This is a genomic window from Pedobacter changchengzhani (assembly GCF_004354365.1).
GTDB classification, from domain to species: Bacteria; Bacteroidota; Bacteroidia; order Sphingobacteriales; family Sphingobacteriaceae; genus Pedobacter; species Pedobacter changchengzhani.
Genome location: NZ_SJCY01000001.1, coordinates 521025 through 534101 on the forward strand (window position 1 = coordinate 521025; position 13077 = coordinate 534101).

The 13077-nt window shown below is 34.8% G+C and carries 15 protein-coding genes; 9 read left to right on the forward strand and 6 right to left on the reverse strand.

The window, feature by feature from the left end:
* Nucleotides 1–127: 127 nt before the first annotated feature.
* Nucleotides 128–2035: an AAA domain-containing protein gene (locus tag EZJ43_RS02330; RefSeq protein WP_133261042.1), complete on the reverse strand. Its 1908-nt coding sequence runs from the start codon at nt 2033–2035 to the stop codon at nt 128–130.
* Between the two features lie 221 nt (nt 2036–2256).
* Between EZJ43_RS02330 and EZJ43_RS02335 the strand changes: the two genes are divergently transcribed.
* The 4 genes from EZJ43_RS02335 to EZJ43_RS02350 all read left to right on the forward strand — a co-directional run bounded on the left by EZJ43_RS02335 (nt 2257) and on the right by EZJ43_RS02350 (nt 5256).
* Nucleotides 2257–3456: an MFS transporter gene (locus EZJ43_RS02335; protein WP_133261043.1), complete on the forward strand. Its 1200-nt coding sequence runs from the start codon at nt 2257–2259 to the stop codon at nt 3454–3456.
* Nucleotides 3457–3666: 210 nt separating this feature from the next.
* A complete protein-coding gene (locus tag EZJ43_RS02340) occupies nt 3667–4134 on the forward strand; it encodes a hypothetical protein (RefSeq protein ID WP_133261044.1) in 468 nt (155 codons plus the stop codon).
* A gap of 202 nt (nt 4135–4336) precedes the next feature.
* A complete protein-coding gene (locus tag EZJ43_RS02345; protein WP_133261045.1) occupies nt 4337–4552 on the forward strand; it encodes a hypothetical protein in 216 nt (71 codons plus the stop codon).
* 272 nt (nt 4553–4824) lie between these two features.
* On the forward strand, nt 4825–5256 hold the full coding sequence (locus EZJ43_RS02350; protein ID WP_133261046.1) for a DUF1003 domain-containing protein: 432 nt from the start codon (nt 4825–4827) through the stop codon (nt 5254–5256).
* A gap of 147 nt (nt 5257–5403) precedes the next feature.
* Here the strand turns inward: EZJ43_RS02350 and EZJ43_RS02355 are convergent, their stop codons facing one another.
* The gene (locus EZJ43_RS02355) at nt 5404–5682 is read right to left on the reverse strand and encodes a DUF427 domain-containing protein (RefSeq protein ID WP_133261047.1); all 279 of its coding nucleotides are present in this window, start codon (nt 5680–5682) and stop codon (nt 5404–5406) included.
* A 138-nt stretch (nt 5683–5820) separates the two neighbouring features.
* Between EZJ43_RS02355 and pth the strand changes: the two genes are divergently transcribed.
* Nucleotides 5821–6381: an aminoacyl-tRNA hydrolase gene (gene pth / locus EZJ43_RS02360; RefSeq protein WP_133261048.1), complete on the forward strand. Its 561-nt coding sequence runs from the start codon at nt 5821–5823 to the stop codon at nt 6379–6381.
* A gap of 398 nt (nt 6382–6779) precedes the next feature.
* Here pth and EZJ43_RS02365 read toward each other — a convergent pair whose 3' ends face one another.
* Nucleotides 6780–7463, reverse strand: coding sequence for a YfgM family protein (locus EZJ43_RS02365; RefSeq protein WP_133261049.1), 684 nt, complete (start codon nt 7461–7463; stop codon nt 6780–6782).
* A 125-nt stretch (nt 7464–7588) separates the two neighbouring features.
* Here EZJ43_RS02365 and recF point away from each other — a divergent pair, with 125 nt between their 5' ends.
* Both recF and EZJ43_RS02375 read left to right on the forward strand, forming a co-directional pair.
* Nucleotides 7589–8692: a DNA replication/repair protein RecF gene (recF, locus tag EZJ43_RS02370; protein WP_133261050.1), complete on the forward strand. Its 1104-nt coding sequence runs from the start codon at nt 7589–7591 to the stop codon at nt 8690–8692.
* Nucleotides 8685–8975 (forward strand): DUF721 domain-containing protein, encoded by a 291-nt coding sequence (locus EZJ43_RS02375; protein WP_133261051.1) that lies wholly within the window; start codon nt 8685–8687, stop codon nt 8973–8975. The genes recF and EZJ43_RS02375 overlap by 8 nt, the downstream gene beginning before the upstream one ends.
* A 211-nt stretch (nt 8976–9186) precedes the next feature.
* Here EZJ43_RS02375 and EZJ43_RS17020 read toward each other — a convergent pair whose 3' ends face one another.
* From EZJ43_RS17020 to EZJ43_RS02385, 3 genes are all read right to left on the reverse strand, one after another.
* Nucleotides 9187–9360, reverse strand: a complete 174-nt coding sequence (locus tag EZJ43_RS17020) for a hypothetical protein (RefSeq protein ID WP_165953070.1) — start codon at nt 9358–9360, stop codon at nt 9187–9189.
* Nucleotides 9361–9417: 57 nt separating this feature from the next.
* Nucleotides 9418–10173: an FKBP-type peptidyl-prolyl cis-trans isomerase gene (locus EZJ43_RS02380; protein ID WP_133261052.1), complete on the reverse strand. Its 756-nt coding sequence runs from the start codon at nt 10171–10173 to the stop codon at nt 9418–9420.
* A 127-nt stretch (nt 10174–10300) separates the two neighbouring features.
* Nucleotides 10301–10720, reverse strand: coding sequence for a nucleoside-diphosphate kinase (locus EZJ43_RS02385; protein WP_133261053.1), 420 nt, complete (start codon nt 10718–10720; stop codon nt 10301–10303).
* Between the two features lie 195 nt (nt 10721–10915).
* Between EZJ43_RS02385 and EZJ43_RS02390 the strand changes: the two genes are divergently transcribed.
* Both EZJ43_RS02390 and EZJ43_RS02395 read left to right on the forward strand, forming a co-directional pair.
* Nucleotides 10916–11926: a DHH family phosphoesterase gene (locus EZJ43_RS02390; RefSeq protein ID WP_133261054.1), complete on the forward strand. Its 1011-nt coding sequence runs from the start codon at nt 10916–10918 to the stop codon at nt 11924–11926.
* 55 nt (nt 11927–11981) lie between these two features.
* On the forward strand, nt 11982–13016 hold the full coding sequence (locus EZJ43_RS02395) for an FKBP-type peptidyl-prolyl cis-trans isomerase (protein WP_133261055.1): 1035 nt from the start codon (nt 11982–11984) through the stop codon (nt 13014–13016).
* The last annotated feature ends 61 nt before the right edge of the window (nt 13017–13077 follow it).

Sequence of the window (13077 nt, forward strand, 5' to 3'; positions counted from 1 at the left end):
AGTTTTTTTATTTTAACTGCCAGCTTGGCAAAAAATCTTTCTGTTGAAATGATTATAAGTTGTTAAGAATTTGCAGCATTGATTTATTTCAGTGAGGGATTTGCAACATTTCTCGAATAACTTAATCTTAAACATCCATAAAATCCCATGCACTTTGGTAAGCATTTAGTTTTTCTGCGTACGCAATAAAATCTGCGTAAAATGGAAATTGAGATAAAGTAGCGCTATCGCCAACAATAACCAATTTTTTTCTAGCCCTCGTCATGGCAACATTCATCCGTCTAACATCCGATAGGAAACCAATAGCACCTTCATTGTTGCTCCTCGTCATGCTTATATAAACCACATCGCGCTCTTGGCCTTGAAAACTATCAATTGTATTGGCAACGATTTTTGTGACGTGTTGTTGTACATTTGGCATGGCAAGCAAATAATCTTTTAATAAGTTTACTTGCTGTTTATAAGGTGAAATAATGGCAATACTTGGAAAGTTTTCAGCACTGTAATTTAAGTTCAGTTCATCAACTAAAATTGATAAATGTTTACATAAAAAGCTGGCTTCTTCGGGGTTGGTAGAACTAGTGCCTTCTAATTTCTCCTCAAAACCACAGCCAGCAGTATCTAAAAATATTAGTGGATGATCTTTTTCAAACAGTAATCGATTGGCGACCGAATGATGTGCTTTTAAAGCATTTTTATAAAATTTTTGAGCGGAGAAACCCATAATTGAAGTATTCATCCGATATTGTTCCTCCAGCAATATAACAGCTTCAGGGTGTAAATGCACACATTTTTCTAAAAGGGTAGTACTCAAGCCTTTTTTAGCAGCTTCTGTAGATTTTAGCGTTGGCGATAGCTGAAAATGATCACCTGCTAAAATTATTTTTTTAGCTTTTAGGATCGGGATCCAGCATGCAGGTTCGAGTGCTTGGCCAGCTTCGTCAATTACAATGGTTTCAAAAGTTAAATTTTTAACCGTATAATGATTCGATCCAACTAATGTTGCCGTAATTATTTGGGCTTTACTAATAATGTCGCTGATGATGTAATCTTCGGTTTTGCCAACTTCAGCCATAATTTTATGCGCTTCATCAAATAGCGCTTTTCTTTGATCTCGCTCTGCTTTACCAAAATTGCGCTTATATTTATGTGCCATGTTTTTATATTCGTTGGCTTGCTTTTTTAAGGTTTTTATTCCTTTAGTTTGGCTGTGTAAAGCCATTTTGCTATCTAAAGTTAAAGCCAATAACTGCTCAGACACCCGCGCTGGGTTGCCAACTCTCAATACATTTAAACCTTCATTATGCAGTTTTTCGCTTAGTAAATCAACTGCAGTATTGCTTGGTGCAACCACTAAAATTTGTTTGTGGTTTTGGGTTATTAGCACTTTTATAGCTTGAACCAAAGTGGTTGTTTTGCCAGTGCCGGGCGGACCATGAACAATGGCAATTTCATTTGCCGAACATATTTTATTTAAGGCGTTTTGTTGAGATTCATTAAGTGCGGGAACAGAAATTTCGGGTAGTTGGGTGTTAAAAGATGGACTTTTTTCGCCTGTTAATATTTTAATTAAGCGTTCATCGTTTTCATTTTTGATTAATGCACTAGCTCTTTTAAGCGCATTTTGCATTTCATCGTAACTGTTATTGTCAAAAAGTAAATCAATACCAAGTTTTCCATCGCGAGTCCAATCGGGCAATTCATCAACTTTTAAACTAAGTTTAAGTTTGTTTCCGCTTATGTAAGCAATCACACCTTCAATGCGGTCGGTTTTTACATCATGATTAGAAAACAATACAACCGATGAGCCATTACGAAGTTGATGTGAAATATCTTGATGACTCGGGCGCTCAATATCGATTGTCAAATAATCGCCTCTACCAATTTCTGTGCCTTTTATGCTTATTGGATACCAACTCCAACCGTTTGCTCTTCGCTCTGAAACCGATGAAGATGCTACCGATTTTTGGTATAATTTTAAGTCTTCTTCTTTTTCAATTTGGAGCAATTCGAGTTGCTTTTTGAAATAATCCATGTGGCAAAGATAAAATGTTATTTGCTTTTTTTGGATATTGGTTTGGGAGAGTGAGATTATGCGAGATATTAAAGTAAAAAGATTGCGAAGGCGTAGAAAAAATGCCTTCGCAATTACGAGTTAAGCAGATAATTATATCCAGATGATATTTTACGCTTTTTATTTACGATAGAATTTAGAACTTTGCAGTGCAAAATCGTTCATACATAATTTTTTCCATTTTGGATTCATCAAGCGCAAATCAGGATAGTACAAATCAGCCAGCAACCGGATCTGCATCTTACAAAATTTCGCCAAACCGTATTCGAGTGGCGGTTTCTTTATTTTATTTCGGACAGGGAATTGCATTTGCATCTTGGGCAAGTCGCATACCAGATATTAAGCACAGTTTAAACCTATCAGATGGGCAATTGGGCAGTATTTTGCTAGCCTTGCCGGCTGGACAATTATTAACGATGTTTTTTTCGGGCAGGTTGGTTACTCGTTTTGGAAGTAAAAGAATTTTAACCATTACCGCACCACTATATGTGTTGGCCTTAAGTAATTTAGGATTGGCAACTGCACCATGGCACCTCACGGTTTTTCTGTTTTTGTTTGGTGTAATTGGTAATATGTGCAATATTTCGGTAAATACTCAAGGCGCAGAAGCAGAAAAGTTATTTGGCCGACCGATTATGACGTCCTTTCATGGCGCTTGGAGCATTGCAGGTTTTACAGGGGCTTTGGTTGGTTTGTTAATGATGAATCTCCATGTTATACCTTATTATCATTTTTGGTTTATTGTAGTTTTAATTTGGATAAATGTCTTTTTTAATCACAAATATTTAGTGCCTGGTAAGGGCGCAGTTAGGGAAAGATCGCGGAAATTTGTAATGCCCGATTCGAGTTTATTGCAGTTAGGCATTATTGGATTTTGCAGTATGGCAACCGAAGGTGCGATGTTTGATTGGAGTGGCGTTTATTTTAAAGAAATTGTTAAAGCGCCAGCATCGCTGGTTATTTTGGGTTATGCATCTTTTATGGTAATGATGGCAACCGGCCGTTTTGTTGGCGATAAAATTATTGCAAAATTAGGAAGACGAAGAACAATTCAGTTTAGTGGTTTAATTATTTCTTCTGGTATGTTTTTATCGGTGCTTTTCCCTCACATCATTACTGCAACTTTAGGTTTTATGTTGGTAGGTATAGGTGTTGCCAGTATTGTGCCATCGCTTTATAGTATCGCTGGTAAGCACAATAAAGTAGCCCCAGGCATTGCAATTACAATTGTTTCGGGGGTAAGTTATTTCGGGTTTTTGTTAGGTCCGCCATTAATTGGTGGCATTTCGCAACTCTCCAGCCTACAATATTCTTACGGGGTAATTGGTTGTTTTGGCTTACTAATAAGTTTTTTGGTCGTTAAAATTAAGGCGATAGATTAGTGATTTATTTATGTGGCGAAAGGTATTGTAAGAATTTGTAACAGTTTAAAACGCTAATATGTTAACGCTTCGGTTTACATAATTCTTCGATTGTGAAACAAAGATTAGCCATCATTTCTAACTTGCCAAAACGAATCAAAACCAAAACTTTTTATCGATAAATATGTTTTAATAACGCTTATCTAACAAAGTTTATTAAACATTTTTTATATGGATAAATTGCAAAAAGCATTAGTTTGTGGGGTGTCTGGTACGAGCTTTATGACTGCTTCAAGCGCTCTAATGTCACTGTTGCCAAATGAGGAGTTTAGAGAAACAGATCAGTTAGAAAAGTTGATCGGAAGAATGTTCCCTTTTCTCTCCAAAAATGCGAAAGTGATTGCAGGTTGGGGCGCTCATTATGCAGTGGGTGTTATTTTTGCTTTAGTGTATGTTGAGCTTTGGGAGAAAAAGGAAATTGAACACAGCATTAAAAACGGCATTATCTTAGGTTTATTGAGCGGAATATTAGGCCTTTTTGTATGGAGAGCAACTTTTAAAAACCATCCTTTGCCTCCTAACAACCGAAAACTTCATTTTTATCTTCAAAGAATTCCTGCGCATGTAGTTTTTTCGGTATTTGCCACCATAACTTATAACATTTTAAAACAAAAAGAGCTACAACAGCAACCTGCATAGTGCAATAGTTTTACTTATTTATAGTTGCCGAGTTATAGTTGCCAATATTAAACTATTCGTAAAAAAAAGTGGCAACGGTGAACACGTACCAAATTTTGTTGATGGGTTAGAAAGACCGTAATTAGGATAATTTTTGAAATGTTTGATTTTTTTGTTTGTTGAATGAGATATTTATAATATAATTGAGCTAAAATTAATTACGATGAGCGAGGATAAAATCATCAAACTGTTGATGAAAGGCAGAACATTACCCGAGATTTCTGAATACCTAAAGGAGAAAAACGTTAGACCCAGTAGTCTCAGTTATTTAGAAAAATTGTTGAAAGCCATGAAAGATGAGCATAAGGCAAAAACCATGTTTCACCTAGGGGCTATTCTATCAACAAAAGCAATTACGAAGAAGGGGTTGAAGAAATAATTTGAATTTGATAATTTTTCAACTATACATTTTTCGTTAATGATGTTTCTGCTTAAAATTTAGTATAATTTTTAAAGTTCATTCAAAATTCATTTTTGTGAATTATTTTTAGAACATATTTAATTGAGAAATTTTCTTTATTGAGATGTAATTACAGCGAGTGATTTTCATCGATGTTATTGATTATGGCAGGGAAAACTTGCGATATTAAAGTGTATTTACACCATACACTCAGTTATTTATTACCATATTGTAAAACCTTAAATCTAAATATGAAACCATCTACACTGCCAAATGAATTGAAGACTTGGCATGATACGCACAAGCACACTGCATCGTTTGGACAAAAGTTAGCCGATAAGGTTGCTACGGGAATGGGTTCTTGGAGATTTATAATTATCCAAACGGTAATTGTAATTGCTTGGATGGTGATGAATGTAGTTGGTTTTATTTACCATTGGGATACCTATCCATATATATTATTGAATCTGTTATTTTCTACGCAAGCGGCCTACGCAGCACCGATTATTATGATGGCTCAAAACAGGCAAAACCAACGTGATAGAGCGCAAGCGGATAGTGACTATAAGACTAATATTGCCGCAAAGAAAGAAATTGAACAGTTAATGAAGAGGCTGGATGCTATTGAATTAGATAAACTTGATAAGATTATTTCGTTGTTGGAAGCTAATCCTAAAAGTTAAAAAACTAACGTTTTCCTGGTTTTTGAAAATGCCGAAGTTTGCGAAATAAATTGATTACTCGAAGCGTATATCAGAAAAGCCCCTCAACTTCTTGTATTGTAGATGCACTTTTGCTTATAAAATGCGAAGTAAATTTCCCTAACCGTATTACCCGATTTTTACACCTTTCCAAAAAGCAACATATCCTTTAATTTCTTTTGCTGCATCTTTTGGATTGGCATAATACCATGCTGCATCTTCGTTTTTCTGTCCGTCAACTTCTAAAGTATAGTAAGATGCTTCGCCTTTCCAAGGGCAAGTGGTGTGCTTGTTCGATGCTTGAAAAAACTCTTTTTTTAACGAGCTAGCAGGGAAATAATGATTGTTTTCAATTACAATTGTATCATTGCTTTCGGCCAAAGTTTTATTGTTCCAAGTCGCTTTCATAATTTTTATTTTTTTAAAGTTAACCGCTAAACAGAGAATTTGTTTGAAAAATTTGTGTATAATAAATATGGAGTTCAACATTAACTTTTCATTCCGTTGCAATAATTGATCTCACAAAGTTTTTTTACCTTTGCCGTTATGAAATATCTTATCGTTGGTTTAGGAAATATCGGTCCGGAATATGCACATACACGGCATAACATTGGATTTGATATTGCCGATGAACTGGTTAAAAGCTTAAATGGAAGTTTTGATAACATCCGTTTGGCTTATTACGCCGAGGTAAGTTTTAAAGGTAAAAAGCTCCATGTAATAAAACCAACTACTTTTATGAACTTGAGCGGCAAGGCTGTTAACTATTACATGAAAGAGCATAAAATAGCGCCAGAAAATGTTTTAGTTATTGTTGATGATTTGGCTTTACCGCTGGGTAAACTTCGATTAAAATTACAAGGAAGTAGTGCTGGACATAATGGTTTAAAAAGCATTGAAGAAGTTTGTGGCGGACAAAACTATGCGCGGTTACGTTTTGGTATTGGCAACGATTACCCAAAGGGGAGGCAGGTTGATTTTGTTTTGGGCTTGTTTGATAAGAAAGAACAATTGGAATTACCAGCTTTAGTTGATAAAAGTGTAGAACTGATAAAAAGTTTTGTAACGATTGGTCCTGCGCATACAATGACTGCTTTTAATAAATAATCATATTAAGAAAGCTCATAAACTAATTTTGATTTCCGTTATATGCTAGCGTAAATGTGTTGCGGTTTACGAGTTCCCCACCTTCTTTTAAAGGAGGGGGTGTAATAGGTTTGTATGGTGACGGTTTAAATGCCACTATAATAATTACAAATATTTAAGCTAGGTTTTATTTGCGTTAGGGATAGAAGCGATATACTTTTTTGTTAAAGATTACCTCAATAAATTACAAAAAAGATAAAGCGGATAGCCCGCCCGAACGCCCAAAGAAATCTTATAGTTTCTATTAAGTTTGCTGAAAACGACAACGGGTAGAATTAAAAGAGATTTATGCGCTAATGATTAAACAAAAAAAGACCACCTTTCGATGATCTTTTTAAAAATATGATGAACCTTAACGGTTATTTAGCCTGACCTTGCGCTCTCGCAATATACCCATCAATTAATTGCGCTTCTGCACTTTCTGGATACTGCGTTTTGATTTTTGTATATGCATCAGCAGCACTTTTAAAATCTTTGTCGGCCTCGTAAACTAAACCCAATTTTTTAAGAAACATTGGCGAGGTAAACTTGCTCGCCTTATCTGAAGCTTTTTTGTAGTAAGTAACTGCTTGCTTGTAATCTTTCAATTCGCTATAAGCATCGCCCAATAAGCCTAAAGCCAATGGATCTGCTACTGGACTGCCTGTTGCGCTGTATTTACTTAAAGATTCTACCGCTTTTCTGTAATCGCCTTTACGCAAATAAATACCACCTAAATACAAATTTGCTAAATTAGCAGACTTGGTATTGTCATAATCTGTAGCAATTTGCTCTAAACCTGGATAACCTGGGAAACCATTTTTACCTGGCTCGCCTTTAAGTGCGTAGTTAGATAAAGAATCGATGCCGACAGCTTGTTCTGCTCTAAACATTTTGCCAGAAGCTTCTTCTGCACGATTTTTTAGGTAAAAGTTTTGATACCAAAAATATACGCCAACCAATACAATGATAGCAGCAACTATAAATAATAAGCTTTTACCGTTTTCTTGTAAAAATGAACCTTTTCTGATCGGTTGAGTTGGGTGTTTATCTGTTGTGGACATGTTTGTTTTAAAAATTAAGATTGCAAAAATACATTTTTCAATCAAACTATCAATCTTTATTTCAAGTATTTAATTAAAAGCTAGTTATTTTAGTGCTTAAAAAACGGTAAATTGCGCCATAATTTATGTGGTTAAAGAATATTACGCTCCTTAATTTTAAAAACTATAGCGAAGCTGGGCTTAGTTTTAACGAAACTGTTAATGTTTTTACAGGCAATAATGGATCTGGCAAAACGAATATGCTTGATGCAATACACTATCTGTGCCTATCGAAAAGCTACTTTAATCCTATAGATAGTCAGCAAATAAAAACTGCGGAAGATTTTTTTATGATTCAAGGCGATTTTGATCGCAACGATAGGAATGAAAAAATTAGTTGTGGGGTAAAAAGGAATCAAAAGAAGCAATTTAAGCGCAATAAAAAAGAATATGATAAGCTTGCAGATCATATTGGATTGTTTCCGGTAGTGATGATTTCGCCTTATGATGTGAATTTGATTATGGAGGGTAGTGAGGAACGCCGAAAATTTATCGATAACGTTATTTCGCAAACCGATTCGCACTACCTCGATCAGTTAATTGCATATAACCGTGTGTTGCAAAACAGAAATGCGCTACTAAAGCAGATTGCAATAACAAAACGGTACGATGCCACTTTGTTGCAAATTTTAGATGAACAACTTATGGCGACTGGAAATAAAATTTTCGCCATTCGGAAAGCATTTATGACTGAATTTATTCCGCTTTTTAACCAATATTACGCGTACCTTACAGATCATAAAGAGTTGGTTGCGCTTAATTACCAATCGCAATTAAATGAGACTGGTTTTGATGAGTTGTTGAGAAAATCAGTTGAGAAAGATAGGGTTTTAGAGCGAACAACAACAGGAATTCATAAAGATGAGTTGGCATTTTTAATTAGTGATATGCCTTTAAAAAAGTTCGGCTCTCAAGGGCAACAGAAATCTTTTTTAATAGCTTTAAAATTAGCGCAGTATGCTTATTTGGCTAAAAATAAAGGATTTAAGCCGTTGCTTTTGCTTGATGATATTTTTGATAAATTAGACGATAATCGTGTGCAAAAATTAATGCAGATGGTTTCTCACCAAGATTTTGGGCAAATTTTTATTACAGATACTGGTATTGGCCGGGTAAAAACCATTTTCGAAGCCATAAAGGTGGAGGCAACTTTGTTTACAGTAGATAACGGACAAATACAACATGCGTAAACCGAATGATATTATTGTAAAGGATGCGATTAGCAAAATGATTGATGTTTATCGAATCCGTAAGAAATTTGATGAAACGGCGATTGTAGCCATTTGGCCAGAAATTATGGGTACTGCTATTGCAAATCGCACTACACAAATCTACATTCACGATAAGAAATTATTTTTAAGGATAGAATCATCGGTAATTAAAAATGAACTGCTTATGGTTAAACAGGGCATTATTAAAAGATTAAATGATCATGCTGGTAGCGAAGTGATTACAGAAATGATTTTTCTTTAACGGATTTTAAGCTGATCAGACAGAAATCTAAATTCAGTTTCCGTAACGCTATCCTGCAAAGCATAGGATAATATTGAAATTATCTTGCACCCGCATAAGCGTAACACTGGTATGCAAATGATGGAATAAAAAATGAGCTTGCCGAATCCTTTAATTTTTTAAAGTTTATTCAACAAGCTCAGTTTAGTAAGTATAATTATTAAGGCTTTTTTTAGCTTTTGCCACCAAAAATCTTTGATAAAACCCAGATGATTAGTGCAAGTACAATTACAACTACAATAACACCAGACCAAACACCGGCTTTAAAAATGCCTCCAATAACTTCGCAACTACTTAAAGTAGTACATAAAAAAGCAATAATTGCTAATGGGAATATCTTTTTCATATCTATGTCAATTTTAATATTTAACAATAGAAGTTTGTAAAAAGTTTTACCGAGCAGTTATTTTCCGTTTACTTTTAACAACTCAATTTCGAAAATAAGTGTGCTATAAGGAGGAATATCTTTACCTGCGCCATTTTCTCCATAAGCTAATTCGTAAGGAATGTAGAATTTATATTTCGAACCTGCAGGCATTAATTGTACACCTTCTGTCCAACCGGTAATTACTCTATTTAGTGGAAAAGATATTGGTTCTCCTCGATCGTACGAGCTGTCAAACTGTTTGCCATTAAGTAAAGTTCCTTTATAATGCACCAATACAGAATCTGTTGCTTTAGGTTTAACACCTGTTCCAGGTCTTAAAACTTCGTATTGAATACCACTAGCTGTAACCTGTACACCAGCTCTTTTTTTGTTTTCTTCTAAAAATGTTTTTCCTTCTGTAATATTCATTTTAAATTTATTTTTTTTAGCGAGTACTAAAGCTTCGTTTATAACTTTTTGAGCTTTTTGTGGATCCAATATTAAATTTTTGCCTGTAAAGGCATCTTTCAATCCCATCATAAAAATATCGTAACTCATTACATCAATTCCGTTAGATTTTATGCCAGCACCTACCGATGAACCGAAAGCATAACTTGCAGAATCTAATTGGGTTTTTAACCGTTGTATTGTGCCAGATTTTGTGCCTACTACACTATTCTTTTTAGTGATTGTTTTTTTTGCCATTGGCTTTTTTGCCACTGGTTTTTTTGTTTGTGCGAAACCGCCAATTGTTAAAGCAGTTAAAAATACTGCAAAGCAAATCTTCTTCATTAGTGATGTGTTAATATTTTAATAATGTTGTTTATTGTTTCTATTTCAATTTGGAAAGATACGAACTCTTTTAAAACAATAAAACCCCGAAAATGCGGGGTTTTAAAAAGTATTTTTGTTTTCTAAACTAGAAACGCTCGTCTGCTTTGAAAAAGAAATTGCCTTCAATTTCAGCGTTCTCGTCAGAGTCTGATCCGTGTACTGCGTTTGCATCGATAGATTTTGCATATTTTTGGCGGATTGTTCCTTCTGCTGCTTCTGCAGGATTAGTTGCGCCAATTAACGTTCTGAAATCTTCAATCGCATTGTCTTTCTCTAAAATAGCTGCAACAATTGGTCTTGATGACATAAAGGCAACTAAATCTTTATAAAACGGACGTGCCGCATGTACTTCGTAAAACTTACCAGCAGTTTCTTCAGTAAGTTTAGTGTATTTTAATGCAATAATTTTAAAGCCTGCATTTGTAATGTCGTTCAATATAGATCCAATATGGCCGTTTGCAACGCCATCTGGCTTAATCATGGTAAATGTTCTGTTTGTGCTCATCGTATTTTAGAGTTTTTTTGCAAAACTACATTTAAATTATCGAATTAAAATATTTGCATTACTCAAAACAGAATTTTTGACTTAAAACTGCGTGTCGATTCTTATTTTTGTACACTATATAAATGCTTTCTAACTAAAGCGTTAAATGCTGTACAACTAATATTAAAATTACTTAGCTTTGCAACGCAAAAAAATATGCTTACACTAACAGATTTAAAATCATTACTGGCTACGCCACAAAAAATTGTAATAACCACACACCATAAACCAGATGGCGATGCAATGGGCTCGTCGTTAGGTTTGTATGCGTATTTAATACAAAAAGGGCATCATGTGCAGGTAATTACGCCTACAGATTATCCTGCTTTTTTACATTGGATGCCTAACAATACCAATGTTGTCATTTTTAATGAGGATGAAGCGAAAGCAGCTAAATATGTAGCAGATGCGGCGATTATTTTTTGCCTTGATTTTAATACACTAAGCAGAATTAACGAGTTGGGTGAGCTGGTTAGAAATTCGGATGCTAAAAAAGTGATGATTGATCACCATTTAGAGCCCGAAGATTTTGATGATTATCGCCATTGGAACATAAATGCTTGCGCAGCAGCTCAATTGGTTTTCGATTTTATTGTAAATGAATTAAAAGATGGCGAATTTATTAATAAAGATGTAGCCACCTGTTTATATACGGGCATAATGACCGATTCTGGCTCTTTCAGGTTTGCTTCTGCTAATGCAGCAGTTTATCGCATTGCGGCCGATTTAATTGATAAAGGTGCAGAGCACGATAAAATTCATCAATTGGTATATGATAATTCATCAGAAGATCGCTTGCGGTTTTTGGGCTATTGCTTATCTAATAAATTAGAAGTTTTGCCTGAATTTAATACCGCAATTATCTCGGTAACTAAAGATGAGTTGGCTAAGTATAAAAGTGGCACTGGAGATACTGAAGGCGTGGTAAATTATGCACTTTCTATAAATGGTATTCGTTTAGCTGCCTTAATTATCGAAAGATCAGATAAAGTTAAGTTATCTTTACGTTCTACCGGAGATTTTCCTGCAAATGAAATTTGTAAAAAATACTTTAATGGCGGTGGGCATAGAAACGCTGCTGGTGGCGCAATAGAAAAACCTTTGAAAGATGTGGTTAACGAATTTAAATCTATACTTTTAGAGTATAAGGCACAATTATTAGCATAAATAAAATTGAAGACAAATAATAAATTTTAAAAATAAAAACAAAGCAATATTTTACATGAAAAAAGGAATTATCATTCTGTTTGCGGCAACATTAGGTTTGGCTGCTTGTAACAACTACAAAAAAGGTGAGGGCGATATGCTTTACAAGATTTACAAAAGTGAAGGCAAAGAAAAGATTAAAGAAGGCGATTTCGTTAAATTGAATGGTATTCAAATTATCGAAACTAAAACTAACGGCGATTCTACTTTAGTGAACACTTACGATCAAGATCGTCCGGCTTTTTTCCCAATTAGTAAATCTTTATTTAAAGGCGATATGGCTGCAGCTTTAAAATTAATGGGCGAAGGCGATAGTGCATCTTTTAAATTGAACTTAGATTCGATGGCTAAATATTCTGGTCAACCAAAACCAGCATCAGCTAAAACAAACTATGCAACTTTTACCGTTAAAATTGAGAAAGTTTTACGTAAAAAAGCAAATGAACCAGATTCACTTTTCGAAAAAGATAAAAGAGCTTTCTTCGAGACAGAATACAAAGGTTTAATAGCTAAAAACAAAGGAACCGAGGAAGCAAAAATTAAGAAATATATTGCTGATAACAACATCAAAGCAACAACTTCTGCTTCTGGTTTAATGTACGAAATTAAAACACCTGGTGATGCAGAAAGAGCAGCAATGGGCGATACTGTAATGGTAAATTACACAGGTAGATTTACTTCTAAAAAATCAAACGGAAAAGATAATGTGTTTGATACAAGTGATGAAAAAGTAGCTACAGCTGCTGGTGTACATTCGCCAATGGCAAAGTATGGCCCTCGTCCAATTGTTATGGGCCAAGTTGTACCTGGTTTTAACGAAGGTTTATCAATGATTGGTAAAGGCGGTAAAATTATTTTAGTTATGCCTTCTAAATTAGCTTATGGCGAAAACGGTGGTGGTCCAATTAATCCTTTTACTCCATTGGTATTTGAAGTTGAATTAACTGGTATTAAAAAAGCTAAAGCTCCAGTGGCAACTGCTCCAGTGGCTGGCGCTCCAGCAACTACAACAGCAGTTCCAACTGCTCCTGTAGCTCCTGTAAAAAAATAAAACAAAAGTATTTAACATATTGAGGCGTAAGATTTAGGTAATACCTATTCTTACGCCTTTT

Coding starts and splice junctions, on each gene's coding strand:
- EZJ43_RS02330 (WP_133261042.1), bottom strand. CDS start 2,035: ATGGATTATTTCAAAAAGCAACTCGAATTGCTCCAAATTGAAAAAGAA.
- EZJ43_RS17020 (WP_165953070.1), bottom strand. CDS start 9,360: ATGAAAAAGATATTCCCATTAGCAATTATTGCTTTTTTATGTACTACT.
- EZJ43_RS02350 (WP_133261046.1), top strand. CDS start 4,825: ATGAAACCATCTACACTGCCAAATGAATTGAAGACTTGGCATGATACG.
- EZJ43_RS02385 (WP_133261053.1), bottom strand. CDS start 10,720: ATGAGCACAAACAGAACATTTACCATGATTAAGCCAGATGGCGTTGCA.
- EZJ43_RS02355 (WP_133261047.1), bottom strand. CDS start 5,682: ATGAAAGCGACTTGGAACAATAAAACTTTGGCCGAAAGCAATGATACA.
- EZJ43_RS02380 (WP_133261052.1), bottom strand. CDS start 10,173: ATGAAGAAGATTTGCTTTGCAGTATTTTTAACTGCTTTAACAATTGGC.
- pth (WP_133261048.1), top strand. CDS start 5,821: ATGAAATATCTTATCGTTGGTTTAGGAAATATCGGTCCGGAATATGCA.
- EZJ43_RS02340 (WP_133261044.1), top strand. CDS start 3,667: ATGGATAAATTGCAAAAAGCATTAGTTTGTGGGGTGTCTGGTACGAGC.
- recF (WP_133261050.1), top strand. CDS start 7,589: ATGTGGTTAAAGAATATTACGCTCCTTAATTTTAAAAACTATAGCGAA.
- EZJ43_RS02365 (WP_133261049.1), bottom strand. CDS start 7,463: ATGTCCACAACAGATAAACACCCAACTCAACCGATCAGAAAAGGTTCA.
- EZJ43_RS02345 (WP_133261045.1), top strand. CDS start 4,337: ATGAGCGAGGATAAAATCATCAAACTGTTGATGAAAGGCAGAACATTA.
- EZJ43_RS02395 (WP_133261055.1), top strand. CDS start 11,982: ATGAAAAAAGGAATTATCATTCTGTTTGCGGCAACATTAGGTTTGGCT.
- EZJ43_RS02375 (WP_133261051.1), top strand. CDS start 8,685: ATGCGTAAACCGAATGATATTATTGTAAAGGATGCGATTAGCAAAATG.
- EZJ43_RS02390 (WP_133261054.1), top strand. CDS start 10,916: ATGCTTACACTAACAGATTTAAAATCATTACTGGCTACGCCACAAAAA.